We start from the raw sequence: 18727 nt of genomic DNA, 5'->3' as shown, positions 1-18727 counted from the left end.
TCGTCATGTCCGATAAGCCCGCCAAGAAACCCGAAAGCAAATACCCGGTCAACATGCCGGACACCCCCTTCCCCATGCGCGGCGACCTTGCCAAGCGCGAGCCGGGCTGGGTCAAGCAATGGCAGGACAAGCAGATTTATCACCGCATCCGCAAGGCCGCCAAGGGCCGCCCGATGTTCGTGCTGCATGACGGCCCGCCGTACGCCAACGGCGACATCCACCTCGGCCACGCGGTCAACAAGATCCTCAAGGACATGGTGGTCAAGTCGCGCACCATCGCCGGCTTCGACGCGCCCTATGTGCCGGGCTGGGATTGCCACGGCATGCCGATCGAGATCCAGATCGAAAAACAGTACGGCAAGAACCTGCCGACCGCCGAGGTGCTGACCAAGGCGCGCGCCTACGCGGAAGAGCAGATCGACCGCCAGCGCACCGGCTTCATCCGCCTGGGCGTGCTGGGCGAGTGGGAGAACCCGTACAAGACCATGGCGTACGGGAACGAAGCCGACGAGCTGCGCGCCCTCGGCACGCTGCTGGAGAAAGGCTACGTCTACCGCGGCCTCAAGCCCGTGAACTGGTGCTTCGACTGCCAGTCGGCCCTCGCCGAGGCCGAAGTCGAATACCAGGACAAGCGCGACCCGGCCATCGACGTCGGCTTCCCGTTCGCGGAGCCGGACAAGATCGCTGCCGCCTTCGGCCTGGAGCAGCTGCCGGCCAGCGACGGCTTCATTATCATCTGGACCACCACCCCCTGGACCATCCCGTCCAACCAGGCGCTCAACGTGCACCCGGAAGTGACTTACGCGCTGGTGCAGACCGAGCGTGACGGCCAGCCGCTGCTGCTGATCCTCGCGCAGCAGCTGGTCGAGGAATGCCTGGGCCGCTACAAGCTGGAAGGCACCACCATCGGTTCCTGCCACGGCGCCGCGCTGGCGGACATCAAGTTCCACCATCCGCTGTACCGCAAGGACCCGTTCTACGACCGCCTGGCGCCGGTCTACCTGGCCGAATACGTGACCACCGATAGCGGCACCGGCATCGTGCACTCCGCGCCCGCGTACGGCCTGGAAGACTTCGTGTCCTGCAAATCGCACGGCATGAAGGACGACGCCATCCTCACGCCGGTGATGGGTGACGGCAAGTTCGCGCCCACCCTGCCCCTGTTCGCGGGCATGACGATCTGGGAAGCCTCGAAGCCGATCTGCGAAGCGCTGCGCTCGGAAGGCGCGCTGTTCGAACTGAAGATGTTCGACCACAGCTACATGCACTGCTGGCGCCACAAGACCCCGATCATCTATCGCGCCACCTCGCAGTGGTTCGCAGGCATGGACCTGCATCCGAAAGCCGGCGGCGAAACCCTGCGCCAGACCGCCCTGCGCAGCGTGGACGAGACCCAGTTCTTCCCGAGCTGGGGCAAGGCGCGCCTGCACGGCATGATCGCCAACCGCCCGGACTGGACCCTCTCGCGCCAGCGCCAGTGGGGCGTGCCGATGGCCTTCTTCGTCCACAAGGTGACGGGCGAGCTGCATCCGCGCACGCCGGAGCTGCTGGAGCAGGTCGCGCAGCTGATCGAAAAGAACGGCATCGACGCCTGGCAGACCCTGGACCCGAAAGACCTGCTGGGCGCGGACGCCGACAACTACGTCAAGAACAAGGACACGCTGGACGTCTGGTTCGACTCCGGCACCACCCACCAGACGGTGCTGCGTGGCTCGCACGCGGCGCAATCTGGCGGGGGCGCCGAGCTATTCCCGGCCGACCTGTACCTGGAAGGCTCGGACCAGCACCGCGGCTGGTTCCACTCGTCCCTGCTGACGTCCTCGATGCTCAATGGCCGCGCGCCGTACAAGGCGCTGCTGACCCACGGCTTCACCGTGGACGGCGAGGGCAAGAAGATGTCCAAGTCGCTCGGGAACACGCTGGCACCGGACAAGATCTCCAGCACCCTGGGCGCAGACATCCTGCGCCTGTGGATCGCCTCCACCGACTACTCGGGCGAACTGGCGATCTCGGACGAGATCCTCAAGCGCGTGACCGAGTCGTATCGCCGCATCCGCAACACGCTGCGCTTCCTGCTCGCGAACACCTCGGACTTCGACCCGAAGACGCAGGCCGTGCCGCTCGCCGGGCTGCTGGAGATCGACCGCTTCGCGCTGGCCAACCTGGACCAGCTGCAGCGCGAGATCCAGGCGCACTACGAGGTCTACGAGTTCCACCCGATCGTCGCCAAGCTGCAGAATTACTGCTCCGAATTCCTGGGCGGCTTCTACCTGGACGTGCTGAAGGACCGCCTGTACACCACCGGCGCGGACTCGGTGGCGCGCCGCTCCGCGCAGACCGCGCTGTGGCACATCACGCACGCCGTGCTGCGCATCATGGCGCCGATGCTGTCGTTCACGGCAGAGGAAGCGTGGGCCGTGTTCGCGGGCGCGGACGGCTATGCTGCCAGCGACGAGACCATCTTCACCCAGACCTTCTGGGAGATCCCGCAGGTCGCCGATGCCGAAGCCCTGCTGGCCAAGTACGGCACCCTGCTCGCGGTGCGCGCCGAGGTGACCAAGCAGATGGAAGAGGTGCGGATGTCCGGCGCCATCGGCTCCTCGCTGCAGGCCGAACTCACGATCAAGGCCGCCGGTGACAAGTACGCCGCGCTGGCGAGCCTGGACGACGACCTCAAGTTTATCTTCATCACCTCGCAGGCCAAGGTCGAACAGGTGGCGACGGAAGCCGAGGAAGCCATCGTCGTCACCCCGTCGCAGGACGCCAAGTGCGAGCGCTGCTGGCACTACCGCGCCGATGTGGGCAGCCACGCCGAGCACGCGGGCCTGTGCGGTCGCTGCTTCGCCAACCTGTTTGGCAATGGCGAACCACGCCGCTACGCTTGATCGAGACGAGACCCGAAAGCACCCATGGCCACCAAAAAAGCATCCAAGCCGACCTTCTCCGCCTCCCGCTCCAGCGGCGGCAGCACCTCGCTGTCGCCCTGGCTCGGCATCGCCTCCATCGTGATCCTGGCGGACCAGCTGTCGAAGATCGTCGTCAACAAGCTGTTCCTGTATGGTGAAGAAAAACCCATCACCAGCTTCTTCAACCTGGTCCTGGCCTACAACAAGGGCGCAGCCTTCAGCTTCCTCGCCTTCGAGAGCGGGTGGCAGCGCTACTTCTTCACCGGCATCGGCATCGCGGCCGTGGTCTTCATCATCCTCCTGCTGCGCAAGCACGCGGGCCAGCGGCTGTTCTGCTGGTCGCTCGCGCTGATCATGGGCGGCGCCATCGGCAACGTGATCGACCGCGTGGTGTACGGCCACGTGGTGGACTTCCTGGACTTCCACTGGGCGGGCCACCACTTCCCGGCCTTTAATATCGCCGATACCGCCATCACCATCGGTGCCGCGCTGTTCATCCTGGACGAGCTGCGGCGCGTGAACAAACACTGACGGGAGACCGGCATGACGATGGACCTGAGAGGCAAGCGCATCGTACTGGGCCTGTCCGGCGGCGTGGCCTGCTACAAGGCCGCGGAGCTGTGCCGCGCGCTGGTGAAGGAAGGCGCGTCCGTGCAGGTCGTGATGACCGACGCGGCCTGCCACTTCATCACGCCGGTCACCATGCAGGCCCTGTCCGGCCAGCCGGTCTACAGCGACCAGTGGGACCCGCGCGTGGCCAACAACATGGCCCATATCGACACCACGCGCGACGCGGACGCGATCCTGATCGCGCCCTGCTCCGCGGACTTTATCCGCAAGCTGGCGCATGGCGCCTGCGACGACCTGCTGTCCACCATGTGCGTGGCGCGTCCGCGCCGCGTGCCGCTGCTGGTGGCGCCGGCGATGAACGTGGAGATGTGGTCCAACCCCGCCACCCAGCGCAACGTCGCGCAGATCAAGGCCGACGGCGTTTGCCTGTTCGGCCCCGCGTCCGGCGACCAGGCCTGTGGCGAAGTGGGCCTGGGCCGCATGCTGGAGCCGCAGGAGCTGGTCGATGAACTGATCGCGTCCTTCCAGCCCAAGGTCCTGGAGGGCAAGCGCGTCCTGATCACCGCCGGGCCGACCTTCGAAGCCATCGACCCGGTGCGCGGCATCACCAATCTGTCGTCCGGCAAGATGGGCTATGCCATCGCCCGCGCGGCGCGCGAAGCGGGGGCGGAAGTCATCCTGGTCTCCGGCCCCACCGCCCTGCCCACGCCGCACGGCGTGCGCCGCGTGAACGTCATCAGCGCGCGCCAGATGAGCGAGGCGGTAATGGATGCGGTCCACGGACAGCATGTGTTCATCGGCGTGGCCGCGGTCGCGGACTGGCGCGTGTCCAACGCATCCGACCAGAAAATGAAGAAGCAGGCCGGCGGCGAAACGCCGCACCTGGAATTCGAGGAAAACCCGGATATCCTGGCCTCCGTGGCCGCCACCACCTCGCTCTCCGGCTGGCCCTACTGCGTCGGTTTTGCGGCCGAATCCGAAAACCTGGTGGAATACGGCGCCGCCAAGCGCGAACGCAAGGGCATCCCGCTTTTGGTCGGGAACATCGGCCACCACACCTTTGGCCAGGACGACAACCAGATCGTCCTGTTCGACGACGACGGCCACACCGTGCTGCCGCGCGCCGACAAGCTCACGCTCGCGCGCCAGCTGATCTGCGAAATCGCCAAGCGCCTCGACAAGCGCTCGCTCCTGAAATAACGCGCCCTGCGCGTAGACCCCGAACCATGAAGACCATCGACCTCAAGATCATCGACCCGCGCATGAAGGACTACCTGCCTTCCTACGCCACCCCCGGCAGCGCGGGCCTGGACCTGCGCGCCTGCATCGACCAGCCGGTCGTGCTCGAACCCGGTGCCACGGTGCTGGTGCCCACGGGCCTCGCGATCCACATCGCCGATCCGGGCTACGCGGCCATGATCCTGCCCCGCTCTGGGCTCGGCCATAAGAGCGGCATTGTGCTGGGGAATCTGGTAGGCTTGATCGACAGCGACTACCAGGGCCAGCTCATGGTCTCGACCTGGAACCGCGGGCAGCAGGCCTTTACGCTGCAGCCCATGGACCGCCTCGCACAGCTGGTCATCGTGCCGGTGCTGCAGGTCGGCTTCAAGGTGGTCGAGGATTTCGACGAAAGCGCGCGCGGTGCGGGAGGCTTCGGCAGCACCGGCAAACATTAAAGCTAGACGCAAACAACAAAAAGAGGAGCAATCATGACCCGTAGGCTTGCACTGCTGGCCGTTTCGACCGCCATCCTGTTGGCCGCCTGCGCCACCAAACCGCCCACCGCACCCGGCGTGCCCGCGGCGCAGCAGCCCAGCGAACCGGGCGCCCCGGCCATCTCGCCGAAGATGGCGGCCAATGTCGAGTACCTGACCAAGGTCGCAGCCCTGCAGGACCGCCTGTACCAGGTGGCCGCGCCGCTCCTCATCCAGAACGCGGAGCTGTGCAAGTCGCACGCCCGCAACCTGCTCGGCTTCACGGCCAAGAACCGGTTCTACTATCCCGGTGAATACAACGAGGCCTCGCACCTGGCGTTCAACATGGGCGACCAGTTGCAGGTGACCGGTGTGCTGGCGGGCAGCGGTGCGGCCCACGCGGGCCTCAAGCGCGGCGATGGCCTGGTGGCGGCGGAGGGCAAGCCGCTGCCGACCGGCGCCAATGCATCGACCCTGGCCGGTTCGGTCTTTGGTCCGCTGGTGTCCAGCAAGGCCACCATCAACCTGACGATCAATCGCGATGGCGACCAGCGCGACGTGCCGGTGCCGGTCACGCGCGCCTGTGCCTTCGCCATCGAGCTGGGGAACGCGGACAACGTCAACTCCTACGCCGACGGCAACCGCGTACTGGTCACCCGCGGGATGATGAACTTCACCCAGAACAACGACGAACTGGCCTATGTGCTGGCACGCGGCATGGCGCACAACCTGCTGGGCCACGCACAGTCGCAGCGCCAGACCGGCACCCTCGGGTCCCTCATCGACAACCTGGTGAGCGTGCGCCCGGACCTGTCCATGCTGATCGGCAGCGGCGGCATCAAGGCCATGCCGTCCGAGGCCGACGCCGCGGCGGACAACCTGGCCGTCTTCCTGGTCGCCCGCGCGGGCTACAAGGTCGATGGCATCGACGACTTCTGGAAGCGCCTGGCGGCGGCCTACCCGGCCTCGGTGCTGAACGGGTACGTGGCCAACCACCCGTCCACGCAGGCGCGCCTGGCGGCCATCGCCAAGGCGCAAGGCGAGGTCAAGTCCAAGCGCGCGGCCAAGCAGCCGCTGGTGCCCTGACGATGAACCGCCCGGTGCTCGCCGCACTGGCATTGCCTGCGCTGCTCGCGCTGCCCGGGCTGGCCCAGGCGGCGCAATGGAGCAAGCTGCCTGCGCCACCCGGCGCGAGCGCTGCCATCGACCGCAGCAGCATCGTGCGCTCGGGCGCTTCGTACAAGGCCTGGACGCTGGAGGCGCCCGCCGCCCAGCACATGACGCCGGACGGCAAACCCTACCGCGCCGTCAAGGCCCTGAATCTCTACTCCTGCGAGGACCGCACCGCCACGCTTCTCATGCAGGTGTTCTATGCCGATGCCAAAGGCCTCGGCGAAGCCGTGCAGACGATCCGCTTCGAGAAGTTCACGCCGGATGAAGTGGTGCCGGACAGCGTGAACGATGGCGCCATGCAGGTGGTCTGCAAGGTCGCGAAGGACGATGCCGCGAAGGCCGAGGCGGCGGCAGCGGCGGCGGCGCCGAAGAAAAAGTAGCGCGAGTCGCCGCGCGGCGCGCGCTAGCCGGGGAAGTTCGGGAAGTAGGTCGCCATCACGTAGGTCAATACGCCCAGCAGCGCCACCGTGCCCACGCACACCGCCAGCAGCAAACCAAACCTCGGCGACGCGCGTTCGCCCTTTTCTGTATCATTGTCCATCCGCCCAGTATAAGCGAACGATGGACAGCATTGACCTCGAAGTTCTGAAAACCGCCTCCGCCTGGATCGCCGAGGGGCACCGCGCGGAGCTGGTCACGGTCGTCAAGACCTGGGGGTCGAGCCCGCGCCCGATCGGCGCCACGCTCGCGATCTGCGACGATGGGCGCGTGGTCGGTTCCGTGTCCGGCGGCTGCATCGAGGATGACCTGATCGAGCGCGTACGCGCGCACGGCATCACGCGCACGGTTCCGGAGCTGGTCAAGTACGGCATCACCGCGGACGAAGCGCACCGCTTCGGCCTGCCCTGCGGCGGCACCATCGAACTGGCCATCGAACCGATAGGCCGCGACAGCGGCATCGACCAGCTCCTGGAGCGGCTGGAGCAGCACCAGCTGGTGGCACGGCACGTGAATTTGCAGACCGGCGCGGCCGCCCTGGATACCGCCGCACCCGGCATGCAGCTCGAGGTGCGCGATGGTGTGCTGACGACGATCCATGGACCGCGCTGGCGGCTGCTCATCATTGGCGCGGGCCAGCTCTCGCGCATCCTGGCGCAGATGGCCAGCGCGATGGACTACCACGTCACGGTCTGCGATCCGCGCGAGGAATACCGCGCCACCTGGAACCTGCCGGGCATCGAGCCGGTGCATGCGATGCCGGATGACCTGGTGATCGACATGCGGCTGGACCATCGCAGCGCGGTCGTTGCGCTCACGCATGACCCCAAGCTCGACGACCTCGCCCTGATGGAAGCCTTGAAGTCACCCGCCTTTTACATCGGCGCCATCGGATCGCGCGCCAACAATGCCAAACGGCGCGAGCGGCTCAAGGAGTTTGACCTGACGGACGAGCAGATCGCGCGGCTGCATGGGCCGATTGGGCTGTACATCGGCAGCAAGACGCCGGCGGAGATTGCGGTCTCCATCATGGCGGAGATGACGGCTGTGAAGAACGGCGTGCCGCAGGAATTGCAGGTGCAGCACGCCGACGCGCTGGCCCGCCAGCAAGCCGAATCGAACGCCGGCTGCACAATCTGAGGCAGCGGTCCGCCGATGACTTTGGCGCGTTCTTGAAATTCAAAGGCAAGATTTGCATAGCGCGGCCGCAGCGCGGTGCCGCATACTCATCCCCATGAACTCCGCAAACTTCCTCCGCCTCGTCCTGCTGGCCGCCATCTGGGGCAGCTCCTTCCTCTTCATGCGCATCGCCGCGCCCGTGCTTGGGCCAGCGGTGCTGATCGAATACCGGGTCGCCTCGGCCTCGCTGTTCCTGCTGGCGATCGGCTGGTTCCTCAAGAAGCGGCTCGACCTCGGCGCACACTGGAAACACTACCTGATGCTGGGCTTCTTCAACTCCGCCCTGCCCTTCCTGCTGTTCGCCTTCGCCGCACGCACGCTGTCGGCCTCCGTGCTGTCGGTGCTGAATGCGACTGCGCCCATGTTCGGTGCCCTGATCGCCGCCCTGTACCTGCGCCAGGGGATCGCCGCGCGCACGCTGCTGGGCCTCGTCCTGGGGACCATCGGGGTGGCGGTGCTGGTGGGCTTTGACAGCGTGACGTCCCGCCCGGGCGCTGGCATCGCCATCGCCGCGGGGCTCGCCGCCGCCTTCTGCTATTCGATTGCCAGCACCTACGCCAAGAGCGCCAGGAGCGTGGAACCGTTCGCCAATGCGCACGGCAGCATGTGGGCCTCGACCCTGCTGGTGCTGCCCGCCCTGCCCTTCTTCCCGCAGCCCGCACCCGCCACGCCGGGAACCCTCGGCGCGGCCATTGCGCTGGGCGTCATGTGCAGCGGCATCGCCTACCTTATCTACTTCAAGCTGATCGCCGATGTTGGGCCGACGTCGGCGCTCACGGTGACATTCCTGAACCCGCTGTTCGGCATCCTGTGGGGCGCGCTATTCCTGCATGAGGTGATCGGCTGGTACACCATCGCCGGCGCGGCGATCACGATCGCAGGCACGATGCTGGTGACAGGTTTCCGCCCGCGCTGGCCGGGCACCGCACCGGCCGCGGCGCGCTGACATGGCCACCACTGTGCGTATTCCCCTGCCGCGCGCCTATCGCGTGGCGGATATCCTCGCCTTCCACAGCCGCGACGTGGAAGGCGTGGCCGAGCAGGTGCGCGGCGGTGGCCTGCGCAAGGGCTTGCTGCTGGCGGGCGTGCCCGTGGTGCTGGATGTGGCCTTCACGCCAGCGGAAGCGGTCTGTGTCATCGACCATGACGGCCGTCTGAGCAAGTCGGCGCGCGCGTTGGCCGATGATGCGCTGCTCAATATCCTTGGCCTGCGCATCGATCCGGCGCCCTTCCTGAAGTTCGCACGCGCCCATCCGCACCTCGGCGCACTGGCGCGCCAGCACAAGGGCCTGCGCATCGTGCAGTCCGCGACGATCTTCGAGGCGCTGACCTGGGCCATCATCGGCCAGCAGATCAACCTGACCTTCGCCATCGCGCTGCGCCGCACTTTCATCCTGCAGGCGGGCCGCCAGCACAGCAGCGGCTTGTGGTGCTATCCGGAGGCGCAGGACGTGGCGCGGCTGGACCTCGATGAGCTCACCAGCCGCAAGTTCTCGCGTGCAAAAGCGGAGACCCTGCTCCGCCTCGCACGCATGGTCGCCGAGGGCGCAGTCACGCTGGACCGCAATCACGATCTGGACGAGACGATGGCCACCCTCCTGTCGATCAAGGGCATCGGCCCGTGGACGGTGAACTATGCGCTGCTGCGCGGCTATGGCTACGCCGACTGCTCGCTGCACGGCGACGTCGCGATCCGCACCGCCATGCAGCGCGTGCTGGGTACGGAGGAGCGGCCGGACATCGCCGAGACCGAGCGCTGGCTGGCGCAATTCAGCCCGCACCGGACCATGACGGCGGCCCATCTGTGGGCCAGCCTCGCGCACGAGTAAGCGAAAACTAGGTGGTGCGTGCACCCAGCGCGGCGATCAGCTCCAGCAGATGCGGCGCATGCACCGGCTTGACCAGATGATGGTGAAAGCCCGCGGCCAGGGAGCGCTCGCGGTCCTGCTGCCTGCCGTAGCCGGTGAGCGCCACGAACACGGCATGCGGTGCCGCGCGCCCACGCAGGGCGGTGGCCAGCGTGTAGCCGTCCATATCAGGCAGGCCGATATCGAGCACGAACATCTCCGCCTGCGCCACCTGGTCCGATTCCAGGGCGCTGCGCGCCGACGCGTGCAGCGTGACGCGATGGCCTTGCGTGCGCAGCCAGCTGGCCAGCAGGGTACCGCCGTCGGCATGGTCGTCCACGACGACGATGTTGCGCGGCTGCGCCGCCACGCGCGCGCCTGCGTCGGGCATGCGCTCCGCGCCTGCGGCCACGCGCGGCAGCGTCACTGTGAACGTGCTGCCCTGGCCGCGGCCCGCGCTGCGCGCCGTGACCGAGCCGCCATGCAGCTGCACCAGCCGCTGTACCAGTGCGAGACCGATCCCGAGGCCGCCCTGTGAACGGTCGGGTGTCCGCTCGCCCTGGCTGAACAGGTCGAACACGCGCGGTAGCAGTGCGGCCTCGATGCCGCTGCCGTTGTCGCGCACCGTGACGGTCACAGTGCTGTCGGAACCGCCCAGTTCCAGCACGATCTGGCCGCCCGGCGGTGTGTACTTGGCGGCGTTATTCAACAGGTTGGCGATGACTTGCACGAGCCGCGTGCGTTCACCCAGCACCCAGCTGGCTTCCAGGTCCGCGCGAAGGTCCAGCCGGTGGCCACGCGCTTCGATCAGGGGCCGTGATTGTTCGACCGCGCTGGCCGCGATGGCACCGAGTTCGCACGGCGCCATCTCCAGCTGCACCAGGCCGCGGGTGACGCGCGAGACATCCAGCAGGTCGTCGACCAGCGCCGTCATGTGGCGCACCTGCCGGTCGATCACGTCGACGGCGTGGCGCGCGCGGGCGGTGTCGACCTCAGGGAGCTTGAGCAGCATGGCCGCGGTGGCGATGGGTGCGAGCGGGTTGCGCAGCTCGTGCGCGAGCATGGCGAGGAATTCGTCCTTGCGGCGGTTGGCGGCCTGCAGCTCCTGCTCGGCGGCCACGCGCTCGGTCACGTCGACGGTGATGCCGCGCACGGCGATGGCCGCGCCTGCGTCATCGCGCACCACGGTACCGCGGTTGTCGACCCAGATCACACGGCCATCGTCGGGGCGGATGCGGCGCGAGATCACTTTCAGGTTGCCGTCGCCGGCGATGGCCTCGGCGAACGCGGAGCGCAGCTGGTCCACATCTTCCGGCACCACCTGCTTCCAGCGCTCCTCGACGTCGGCCAGGTCGTAGCCCAGGATCTCCCTGGCGTTGTCGGAGCAGGTGACCGTGCCGGTGCGCAGGTCCCACTCCCACGCCACCATGCGCGCGGCGGTGGCGCCCTCGCGCAGGCGCTGTTCGCTCAGGCGCAGGGCTTCGTTGGCCACCACGGCGGCCGTGACGTCGGACGCCTGATGGAAGATGCCGACAATTTCACCGTTGTCGTTGCGGATCGGGTGGTAGACGAAATCGAGGTACACGCGGCGCGTGCCGCCCTCGGGGGCCGGCAAATCCACGGCAGTGGCGCGGCCGACCAGCGGCTCGCCGGTGCGGTAGACGTTATCGAGCAGGCCGACGAATTGCGCGATCAGTTCAGGCGGGAACAACTCGCGCACGGCGCGGCCTTCCAGTGCGAGGCCGCCGGTGTAGGCGCTGTTGGCACGGTTCGAGAAGACGTAGCGGTGTTCGGGGCCGCTCAGGATGGCGATGGGGCCGGGCGCGAGGTCGAACAGCTCATGCAGCCGCGCGAGATTGTCGAGCGGCGACGGCGCCGGCACAGGCACCGCCACCGGTGCCGCCAACAGCAGCACTCCTTGCACCCGCGTGCCATCGAACACCGGCACGCAGCTCAGCTGCACCTGCGCCCCGCCACAGCGCACGTCGTCCGTGCCGGTGCTGCTGTCGCCGCAACCGCCGGTGTCGCCGCTGCCGCTGGCTGAGCTCGCCGCGCCGTCGCTGTCTGCGCTCGCCGCGTCGCCGCAGTTTGCGCTGTCCGCGCCGCTGCGTCGGCCTTGGCTCACCACGACGATCCGGACCGTCCCGCGCGCTGCGGCGTCGATCGCCGCGGCCAGCGCGTCGATTCCTGGCAGCCGCTCCAGCGCCAGCAGGTCGGCTTCCGCGCCCGGCAGGCCGCACGCCTCTGCAAACGCATCATTGCAGAATACGCGTCCGTGGCCGGCCACCACCAGCGCCATGGGAACGGGCGCCGCCAGCAGGGTATTCACCTGCCCGCGCAGCCAATCCGGCCAGCTGTCCGGCGCCCCCAGCGGATCGTTCTCCCACGCATGCGCGCGCAGGAAGGCACCCGCAGTGCCGCCGCCGATGACGCCGCCCTGCGCCGGACTGTCCTTATCCACCACGGTCGGTATCCAATTAGCAAGATGAGCAAGACTTGCATTCTAGCTCGCCCATACCGGCCTGTCCGCCGATTCGTTGACCTGCGCCGACGCCAACATGTTGCCGCCGCGCTAGTCTGAGAGACTCGACCTCACTCCGGAGCGGCCCATGTACACGACCGTCAGCATGAACCTCACCGATGAAGAACTGGAAATCGTTGGCTACCTGCGCAGCACCATGCAGCTGGACGCCAACACCGACGCCGTGGGCGAAGCCCTCAGGCTCACCCACATGATCTTTCAACAACTGGAACTCGGACACGAAATTGCCGTGCTCGACCCGGCCAGCGGCGCCACCCTGTCCCTGCTGGAAGTCACCACCCGCAAGCCGCCCCTGCTGAACTGACCGCACCGCGCCCGGCCAGCCCCGACCGGAAAAGGAAAAAGCCGCTGATTCTTGCGAAGCAGCGGCTTTTTGAATTTGGTTGCGGGGACAGGATTTGAACCTGTGACCTTCGGGTTATGAGCCCGACGAGCTGCCAGACTGCTCCACCCCGCGTCTGATGAAATGAATTATACGCGCCTTTCCCACATTAGGCAATGTCAATCTGAAGCTTATGTGCGATAGCGGAACCGCAATGGTTTCCGCTTGGTGTAAAGTACAAGTAGATCCGAGAAAGTCCCGTCCATGAAATTCTGTTCCGAATGCGCCCATCCGGTCGCGCTGGTGATCCCCGAGGGGGATAACCGGCCGCGCTACGTGTGCGCGCAGTGTTCCGCGATTCACTACCAGAACCCGAAGCTCGTCATCGGCTCCATCCCCGTGTGGGAGCGCGACGGCGAGCTCAAGATCCTGCTGTGCAAGCGCGCCATCGAGCCGCGCTTTGGCTACTGGACCTTGCCGGCGGGGTTCATGGAGAACGAGGAAACCACGGCCCAGGCGGCGGTGCGGGAAACGGAAGAGGAAGCCGGGGCCAACATCGAGATCGGCGACCTGTTCACCTTGCTGAACGTGGTGCACGTGCACCAGGTCCACATGTTCTACCTGGCGCGCCTGCTGGACCTGGACTTTGCGCCGGGCATCGAAAGCCTGGAGGCCCAGCTGTTCGCCGAGCACGAGATTCCCTGGGACGACCTGGCCTTCCCCACCATTCGCAAGACGCTGGAACTGTTCTTTGCCGACCGCGCGCGCGTGGCGCAGGGTGGCAGCTACGGCTTCCACAGCCACGACATCGTGCGCCCGATGCGCAGTCCAGAACTCGCCTGATCCATGATCCCGTGGCTTGAAACGAATACGCCCTTTCCGGACGTGTCCGAGGCCTTGACCGTGGATGCGCCCGGGCTGCTGGCCGCGGGAGCCGACCTGTCGCCGGCGCGGCTGCTGCAGGCTTACCGGCAAGGCATCTTCCCGTGGTTTTCCGAGGGCCAGCCCATCCTGTGGTGGAGCACCGACCCGCGCATGGTGCTGTGGACCGGCCAGTTCCATATATCGGCGAGCCTGAAGAAGGCCATCCGCAAGGTCGAGCGCAGCATGGCCGGGCCCGCGCCGCGCGAATGGGAGGTGCGCTTTGACAGCGCCTTCGAGGACGTGATGCGTGCCTGCGCCGAGCCGCGCCGCGACGGGCCGGGCACCTGGATTTCCGAGGACATCGTGGCGGGGTATTCGGGCCTGCACCGGATGGGTTACGCGCATTCGTCCGAGCTGTGGCACCACGGCGAGCTGGTCGGCGGGGCCTATGGGGTCTGCATCGGCCGCATGTTCTACGGCGAATCGATGTTCGCCCGCGTGACCGACGGCTCCAAGATCGCCCTCGCCTTCCTGGTCGCCTTCCTGCGCAGCCACGGCGTCAAGATGATCGACTGCCAGCAGGAGACGGCCCACCTCGCATCCCTGGGCGCCGCCCCCATCCCCCGCGACCAATTCCTGGCGCATCTGCGCCACGCAATCGACGCGCCCCCCATCGAGAACTGGAAACCGCTCGCTCCGCTAAATGCCGCACAATAGCGGGCCCGATCTTTCGTTAAAATAGGCTGCACTTGTCGCCCATTCTCCGGCCCCCGAGACATGACGCACCTGAACGACCTGCCCTTTTCGACGCTGCAGTTCTACACCACGGCGCCCTACCCGTGCAGCTACCTGGATGCACGGCAGGCGCGTTCGCAGGTGGCCACGCCGTCGCACCTCATCAACGCGGACGTGTATTCGGAACTCGTGCGCAGCGGCTTCCGCCGCAGCGGCATCTTCACCTACCGCCCGTATTGCGACGGCTGCCAGGCCTGCATCCCGGTGCGGGTGCGGACCATGGACTTCGCTCCCAACCGCGCCCAGCGCCGCGCGTGGGCGCGCCATGAGCAGCTGGTGGCCACCGTCGCCACCCTCGCCTTCTCAGACGAACACTACGACCTGTACCTGCGCTACCAGACCACCCGCCACGTCGGCGGCGGCATGGACCAGGATTCGCGCGACCAGTACGCGCAGTTCCTGCTGCAGAGCCGCGTCAACACCCGCCTGGTCGAGTTCCGCGAGCCCGATGGCACGCTGCGCATGGTCTCCATCATCGACGTGCTGACCGATGGCCTGTCGTCGGTCTACACCTTCTTCGATCCCGACCTGCCGGGCGCCTCGTTCGGCACCTACAACGTGATGTGGCAGATCGCCCAGGCGCGCGAACTGGGCCTGCCCTATGTCTACCTGGGCTACTGGATCGAGCAAAGCCGCAAGATGGCCTACAAGATCAACTTCCGCCCGCTGGAAGCCCGCAAGGACGGTGCCTGGAGCGTGCTGACGGACGCGCGGTAAAATACCGGGCTGCCTTGCAGTCCCGATAACCGCGCCGCCCTCAGCTCCCATGTCCGACAAGCTCCTTTACTCCCTCGCCCGCCCGCTGCTGTTCACGCTCGACCCGGAAGCCGCCCACAATCTCACGCTGCCCGCCCTGCGCCGCGCCGCCGCGCTCGGCCTCACGGGCTTCGTGCGCAAGCCGGATGCGGACCCGCGCCGCGTGATGGGCATCGACTTTCCGAACCCGGTCGGCCTGGCCGCGGGCCTGGACAAGGACGGCGCCTACATCGACGGCCTGGCGGCGCTGGGCTTCGGCTTCATCGAAGTAGGCACGGTGACGCCACGCCCGCAGCCGGGCAACGCGATGCCGCGCATGTTCCGCCTCCCGCAGGCCCAGGCCATCATCAACCGCATGGGCTTCAACAACCGCGGCGTGGATGCCTTCGTGGCCAACGTACAGGCTTCGCGCTTCTACCAGAACAGGGAAGGCGTGCTCGGTCTGAACATCGGCAAGAACGCGGACACGCCGATCGAGCGCGCGGCCGACGACTACCTTCACTGCCTGGGCAAGGTGTACCCGTACGCGAGCTACGTGACGGTGAACATCTCCTCGCCCAACACCAAGAACCTGCGCCAGCTGCAGGGCGCGTCCGAACTCGATGGCCTGCTGGCGCAATTGAAGGACGCCCAGCAGCGCCTCGCCGACCAGCACAAGCGCTACGTGCCCATCACGCTGAAGATCGCGCCGGACCTGGACGATGAGCAGATCAAGAACATCGCGGACGCCCTGCTGCGCCACAAGATCGATGGCGTGATCGCCACCAACACCACGCTGTCGCGCACCGCCGTGCAGGGCATGAAGCACGGCGAGGAAGCGGGCGGCCTGTCCGGCGCACCTGTGTTTGAATTGTCGAACGCCGTGGTGCGGGGCCTCAAGCGCGAGCTGGGCGACACCATCCCCATCATCGGCGTGGGCGGCATCATGCAGGGCAGCGACGCGCGCGCGAAGATCGATGCGGGCGCGCAGCTGGTGCAGCTCTACAGCGGCCTGATTTACGCCGGCCCGGCCCTGGTGCGGGACGCGGCCGAGGCCATCAAACGCTAACGGGACACACACATGCAACGCACGAAGCTCGGCCGCACGGACCTGAAGGTATCGAAGGTCTGCCTCGGCACCATGACCTTTGGTGAGCAGAACACCGAGGCGCAGGCCCACGCGCAGCTGGACTACGCGCTCGAGCGCGGGATCAACTTCATCGACACCGCCGAGATGTATCCGGTGATGCCGAGCGCGCGCACGCAAGGCTCGACGGAGCGCTTCATCGGCACCTGGCTGAAGAAAAGCGGCAAGCGCGCGGACGTGGTGCTGGCGACCAAGGTGGCGGGGCCCAACGCCAGCATGTACTGGGTCCGCAACGGCCAGAACAACCTGGACGAACGGAATATCCGCGCCGCCGTCGAGGACTCGCTGCGGCGCCTGCAGACCGACTACATCGACCTGTACCAGCTGCACTGGCCGAGCCGGAACGTGCCGATTTTCGGCAACAACACCTTCAACCCAACGCGCGAGCGCGCCTGCGTGGCCATCGAGGACACGCTGGCGGCGCTGGGCCAGCTGGTTGAGGAAGGCAAGATCCGCCACATCGGCGTGTCCAACGAATCGTCCTGGGGCGTGAGCGAGTTCGTGAAGCAGGCGGAGTCGAAAGGCCTGCCGCGCATCGCGACCATCCAGAACCTGTACAACCTGACGGCGCGCGCCTTCGAGACCAGTTTCCTGGACGAGACCTGCTACCGCGAGGACGTCTCGCTGCTGGCCTACAGCCCCCTCGCCTTCGGCCAGCTCTCGGCCAAGTACCTCGACGATCCGAAGGCGCATGGTCGGCTGACGATTTTCCCGCCGACCTGGAGCCCGCGCTATTTGCGCCCGGCAGTGCTGGAGGCGGTGCAGGAATATGCGGCGCTGGCACGCGCCCATGGGATAACGCCCGCGCAGATGGCGCTGGCGTGGTGCTACACCCGCTGGTTCGTGGCCTCCACCATCATCGGGGCGACCACGCTGGAGCAGCTGAAGGAAAACATCGACGCGGCCGGTCTGGTGCTGCCGCCGGATGTGGTGGACCGCATCGACGCGATCCACGCCCGCTGGACCAACCCCGGTCAGTAGATCATCTTGGCCGCCACGCCGGTGAGCGTGGCCGCCAGCACACCGCGCAGGAAGCGCTCCGGCATGGAGCGCGCGGCCCACGAACCGATCGTGATGCCCGGCAGGGAACCAATCAGCAGCGTAAAGAGCAGCGCCCAATTGATGGAGCCGAGGTACCAGTGGCCCACCGCCGCAATCGCGGTCAGCGGGACCGCGTAGGCGATGTCGGTGCCTGCCACTTCGGCTGGGGTCAGGCGCGGATACATCATCACCAGCAAGGTGGCGCCGATGGCGCCGGCGCCAATCGAGGAGATGGTGACCAGGGTGCCCAGGACGACCCCGGACACCACCGTGGCGGTGGTCAGCGCGCGGCCTTGCAGCTGGCGCCCCGGGCGCGCGTGCACCCAGTCCAGCATGCGGCGGCGGAACAGGATGGCGACGACGGTGAGCAGCACCGAGATGGCGATCGAATAGCGGATGAAGACCGCCACGCCCTGATTGAGCGTCCCGAACTGCTGCAGGCCCCAGGTGGCGACGAGGGCCGCGGGCAGCGCGCCCGCGCACAGGCGGCGCACGATGTCCCAGCGGACGGTCCCGCGCAGGCGGTGGGTGATGGTGCCCGCGCCCTTGGTGACCGAGGCGAAGGCGAGGTCCGTGCCGACGGCCACCGAGGGGTGGACGTTGAAGAGGAGCGTCAGCAGCGGCGTCATGAGAGAACCGCCACCTACCCCGGTCATGCCGACCAGGAGGCCCACGGCGAAGCCGGATGCGATGTAGGTGATGTCCATCTTGCGATCATCTCATCGACGGGCTCAGGGGTAAACGACCGTATCCTTATTTGTTTAGATACCTAAGCTATAAGGTGGCCGCATAAGAAAAAGGCCCCGGGTGGGGCCTTTGGGCAGCACTTACTTGTTCGGCTGAGGGGTCAGGCGCAGATACGGACGCGGCGACTCGTACCCTTTCGGGAACTTCTGCTTGATCACTTCCGGATCCTGGATGGTCAGCGGGATGATGACGTTGTCGCCATCCTTCCAGTTGCCCGGGGTCGCCACCGAGTAGCCATCGGTCAGCTGCAGGGCGTCGATGACGCGCACGATCTCGTCGAAGTTGCGGCCGGTGCTCAGCGGATAGGTGAGCATCAGGCGGATCTTCTTGTTCGGATCGATGATGAAGACCGAGCGCACGGTCGCGGTCACCGACTGCTCCGGGTGGATCATGTCGTACAGGACCGAGACCTTCTTGTCCGCGTCCGCGATGATCGGGAAGCCGACCACGGTCTTCTGGGTCTCTTCGATGTCCTTGATCCAGGCCTTGTGCGACTCGGCCGGGTCCACGGACAGCGCGATCGCCTTCACGTTGCGCTTGTCGAATTCCGGTTTCAGCTTGGCGGTCAGACCCAGTTCGGTGGTGCACACCGGCGTGAAATCGGCAGGATGGGAGAACAGCACCACCCACGAATTGCCCGCCCATTCGTGAAACTTGAGGCGGCCGATCGAGGAGTCCTGTTCGAAGTCAGGAGCGGTATCACCGAGGCGAAGAGTCATGTTGTTGT

Annotated in this window: 19 protein-coding genes and 1 tRNA gene; 15 read left to right on the top strand and 5 right to left on the bottom strand. The window is 66.8% G+C overall.

The genetic code is table 11. The features are described from left to right. The first annotated feature begins 5 nt into the window (after nucleotides 1-5). From ileS to E4L96_RS20400, 6 genes are read left to right on the top strand one after another with little or no spacing between them, the layout of a single operon-like run. Nucleotides 6-2885, top strand: a complete 2880-nt coding sequence (gene ileS / locus E4L96_RS20425; protein ID WP_135209058.1) for an isoleucine--tRNA ligase — start codon at nucleotides 6-8, stop codon at nucleotides 2883-2885. 24 nt (nucleotides 2886-2909) lie between these two features. Next, nucleotides 2910-3437: a signal peptidase II gene (lspA, locus tag E4L96_RS20420; RefSeq protein WP_135209057.1), complete on the top strand. Its 528-nt coding sequence runs from the start codon at nucleotides 2910-2912 to the stop codon at nucleotides 3435-3437. An 18-nt stretch (nucleotides 3438-3455) separates the two neighbouring features. Further along, entirely contained in the window at nucleotides 3456-4676 is a 1221-nt protein-coding gene (coaBC, locus tag E4L96_RS20415) for a bifunctional phosphopantothenoylcysteine decarboxylase/phosphopantothenate--cysteine ligase CoaBC (RefSeq protein ID WP_135209081.1), read from the top strand. Between the two features lie 26 nt (nucleotides 4677-4702). Next, a complete protein-coding gene (gene dut, locus E4L96_RS20410) occupies nucleotides 4703-5152 on the top strand; it encodes a dUTP diphosphatase (RefSeq protein ID WP_135209056.1) in 450 nt (149 codons plus the stop codon). A 33-nt stretch (nucleotides 5153-5185) separates the two neighbouring features. Further along, nucleotides 5186-6256, top strand: a complete 1071-nt coding sequence (locus tag E4L96_RS20405; RefSeq protein ID WP_135209055.1) for a M48 family metallopeptidase — start codon at nucleotides 5186-5188, stop codon at nucleotides 6254-6256. Nucleotides 6257-6258: 2 nt separating this feature from the next. Beyond that, nucleotides 6259-6723, top strand: coding sequence for a surface-adhesin E family protein (locus tag E4L96_RS20400; protein WP_135209054.1), 465 nt, complete (start codon nucleotides 6259-6261; stop codon nucleotides 6721-6723). A 23-nt stretch (nucleotides 6724-6746) separates the two neighbouring features. Here E4L96_RS20400 and E4L96_RS23915 read toward each other — a convergent pair whose 3' ends face one another. Further along, nucleotides 6747-6884, bottom strand: a complete 138-nt coding sequence (locus E4L96_RS23915) for a hypothetical protein (protein ID WP_167758761.1) — start codon at nucleotides 6882-6884, stop codon at nucleotides 6747-6749. Nucleotides 6885-6904: 20 nt separating this feature from the next. On the opposite strand from E4L96_RS23915, the gene E4L96_RS20395 reads away from it, so the two are divergent. The 3 genes from E4L96_RS20395 (at nucleotide 6905) to E4L96_RS20385 (ending at nucleotide 9789) form a co-directional block, all read left to right on the top strand. Continuing rightward, entirely contained in the window at nucleotides 6905-7921 is a 1017-nt protein-coding gene (locus E4L96_RS20395; protein WP_135209053.1) for an XdhC family protein, read from the top strand. A 94-nt stretch (nucleotides 7922-8015) separates the two neighbouring features. After that, nucleotides 8016-8906, top strand: a complete 891-nt coding sequence (locus tag E4L96_RS20390) for a DMT family transporter (RefSeq protein ID WP_135209052.1) — start codon at nucleotides 8016-8018, stop codon at nucleotides 8904-8906. 1 nt (nucleotide 8907) lies between these two features. Then, nucleotides 8908-9789 carry a DNA-3-methyladenine glycosylase 2 gene (locus E4L96_RS20385; protein ID WP_135209051.1) on the top strand — a complete coding sequence of 294 codons (882 nt, stop codon included), beginning with the start codon at nucleotides 8908-8910 and terminating at the stop codon, nucleotides 9787-9789. A gap of 7 nt (nucleotides 9790-9796) precedes the next feature. Here E4L96_RS20385 and E4L96_RS20380 read toward each other — a convergent pair whose 3' ends face one another. Beyond that, complete coding sequence (locus E4L96_RS20380; protein WP_135209050.1) at nucleotides 9797-12268, bottom strand: hybrid sensor histidine kinase/response regulator; 2472 nt, start codon at nucleotides 12266-12268, stop codon at nucleotides 9797-9799. 148 nt (nucleotides 12269-12416) lie between these two features. Between E4L96_RS20380 and E4L96_RS20375 the strand changes: the two genes are divergently transcribed. Continuing rightward, a complete protein-coding gene (locus E4L96_RS20375) occupies nucleotides 12417-12653 on the top strand; it encodes a hypothetical protein (protein WP_135209049.1) in 237 nt (78 codons plus the stop codon). 76 nt (nucleotides 12654-12729) lie between these two features. Here E4L96_RS20375 and E4L96_RS20370 read toward each other — a convergent pair. Continuing rightward, nucleotides 12730-12806 (bottom strand) — tRNA-Met (locus E4L96_RS20370). A 129-nt stretch (nucleotides 12807-12935) separates the two neighbouring features. Between E4L96_RS20370 and E4L96_RS20365 the strand changes: the two genes are divergently transcribed. Genes E4L96_RS20365 through E4L96_RS20345 form a run of 5 tightly spaced genes read left to right on the top strand, consistent with a single transcriptional unit; the run spans nucleotide 12936 to nucleotide 17193 of the window. Continuing rightward, a complete protein-coding gene (locus E4L96_RS20365) occupies nucleotides 12936-13514 on the top strand; it encodes an NUDIX hydrolase (RefSeq protein ID WP_135209048.1) in 579 nt (192 codons plus the stop codon). 3 nt (nucleotides 13515-13517) lie between these two features. Next, nucleotides 13518-14252: a leucyl/phenylalanyl-tRNA--protein transferase gene (gene aat, locus E4L96_RS20360; RefSeq protein ID WP_135209047.1), complete on the top strand. Its 735-nt coding sequence runs from the start codon at nucleotides 13518-13520 to the stop codon at nucleotides 14250-14252. A gap of 60 nt (nucleotides 14253-14312) precedes the next feature. After that, nucleotides 14313-15047 (top strand): arginyltransferase, encoded by a 735-nt coding sequence (locus E4L96_RS20355; protein ID WP_135209046.1) that lies wholly within the window; start codon nucleotides 14313-14315, stop codon nucleotides 15045-15047. A gap of 49 nt (nucleotides 15048-15096) precedes the next feature. Next, nucleotides 15097-16134 carry a quinone-dependent dihydroorotate dehydrogenase gene (locus E4L96_RS20350; protein WP_135209045.1) on the top strand — a complete coding sequence of 346 codons (1038 nt, stop codon included), beginning with the start codon at nucleotides 15097-15099 and terminating at the stop codon, nucleotides 16132-16134. A 12-nt stretch (nucleotides 16135-16146) separates the two neighbouring features. Beyond that, nucleotides 16147-17193 (top strand): aldo/keto reductase, encoded by a 1047-nt coding sequence (locus E4L96_RS20345; protein ID WP_135209044.1) that lies wholly within the window; start codon nucleotides 16147-16149, stop codon nucleotides 17191-17193. Here E4L96_RS20345 and E4L96_RS20340 read toward each other — a convergent pair. Both E4L96_RS20340 and E4L96_RS20335 read right to left on the bottom strand, forming a co-directional pair. Beyond that, nucleotides 17187-17960 carry a sulfite exporter TauE/SafE family protein gene (locus tag E4L96_RS20340; protein WP_135209043.1) on the bottom strand — a complete coding sequence of 258 codons (774 nt, stop codon included), beginning with the start codon at nucleotides 17958-17960 and terminating at the stop codon, nucleotides 17187-17189. The two genes, E4L96_RS20345 and E4L96_RS20340, sit on opposite strands and share 7 nt — an antisense overlap. Nucleotides 17961-18080: 120 nt before the next feature. Beyond that, entirely contained in the window at nucleotides 18081-18719 is a 639-nt protein-coding gene (locus E4L96_RS20335; protein WP_135209042.1) for a peroxiredoxin, read from the bottom strand. Nucleotides 18720-18727 lie beyond the last annotated feature (8 nt).

It is taken from the genome of Zemynaea arenosa (assembly GCF_004614185.1).
Lineage (GTDB): Bacteria > Pseudomonadota > Gammaproteobacteria > Burkholderiales > Burkholderiaceae_D > Telluria > Telluria arenosa.
Note: the sequence above shows the minus strand (reverse complement) of the source record. Positions and strands in the feature narration are given on the sequence as shown.

What these genes read in the sequence shown, in the direction of transcription:
- ileS (WP_135209058.1), top strand. Translation starts at nt 6, where the DNA reads ATGTCCGATAAGCCCGCCAAGAAACCCGAAAGCAAATACCCGGTCAAC.
- E4L96_RS20395 (WP_135209053.1), top strand. Translation starts at nt 6,905, where the DNA reads ATGGACAGCATTGACCTCGAAGTTCTGAAAACCGCCTCCGCCTGGATC.
- E4L96_RS23915 (WP_167758761.1), bottom strand. Translation starts at nt 6,884, where the DNA reads ATGGACAATGATACAGAAAAGGGCGAACGCGCGTCGCCGAGGTTTGGT.
- E4L96_RS20335 (WP_135209042.1), bottom strand. Translation starts at nt 18,719, where the DNA reads ATGACTCTTCGCCTCGGTGATACCGCTCCTGACTTCGAACAGGACTCC.
- lspA (WP_135209057.1), top strand. Translation starts at nt 2,910, where the DNA reads ATGGCCACCAAAAAAGCATCCAAGCCGACCTTCTCCGCCTCCCGCTCC.
- E4L96_RS20405 (WP_135209055.1), top strand. Translation starts at nt 5,186, where the DNA reads ATGACCCGTAGGCTTGCACTGCTGGCCGTTTCGACCGCCATCCTGTTG.
- dut (WP_135209056.1), top strand. Translation starts at nt 4,703, where the DNA reads ATGAAGACCATCGACCTCAAGATCATCGACCCGCGCATGAAGGACTAC.
- aat (WP_135209047.1), top strand. Translation starts at nt 13,518, where the DNA reads ATGATCCCGTGGCTTGAAACGAATACGCCCTTTCCGGACGTGTCCGAG.
- E4L96_RS20375 (WP_135209049.1), top strand. Translation starts at nt 12,417, where the DNA reads ATGTACACGACCGTCAGCATGAACCTCACCGATGAAGAACTGGAAATC.
- E4L96_RS20365 (WP_135209048.1), top strand. Translation starts at nt 12,936, where the DNA reads ATGAAATTCTGTTCCGAATGCGCCCATCCGGTCGCGCTGGTGATCCCC.
- E4L96_RS20340 (WP_135209043.1), bottom strand. Translation starts at nt 17,960, where the DNA reads ATGGACATCACCTACATCGCATCCGGCTTCGCCGTGGGCCTCCTGGTC.
- E4L96_RS20400 (WP_135209054.1), top strand. Translation starts at nt 6,259, where the DNA reads ATGAACCGCCCGGTGCTCGCCGCACTGGCATTGCCTGCGCTGCTCGCG.
- E4L96_RS20345 (WP_135209044.1), top strand. Translation starts at nt 16,147, where the DNA reads ATGCAACGCACGAAGCTCGGCCGCACGGACCTGAAGGTATCGAAGGTC.
- E4L96_RS20355 (WP_135209046.1), top strand. Translation starts at nt 14,313, where the DNA reads ATGACGCACCTGAACGACCTGCCCTTTTCGACGCTGCAGTTCTACACC.
- E4L96_RS20350 (WP_135209045.1), top strand. Translation starts at nt 15,097, where the DNA reads ATGTCCGACAAGCTCCTTTACTCCCTCGCCCGCCCGCTGCTGTTCACG.
- E4L96_RS20390 (WP_135209052.1), top strand. Translation starts at nt 8,016, where the DNA reads ATGAACTCCGCAAACTTCCTCCGCCTCGTCCTGCTGGCCGCCATCTGG.
- E4L96_RS20385 (WP_135209051.1), top strand. Translation starts at nt 8,908, where the DNA reads ATGGCCACCACTGTGCGTATTCCCCTGCCGCGCGCCTATCGCGTGGCG.
- coaBC (WP_135209081.1), top strand. Translation starts at nt 3,456, where the DNA reads ATGGACCTGAGAGGCAAGCGCATCGTACTGGGCCTGTCCGGCGGCGTG.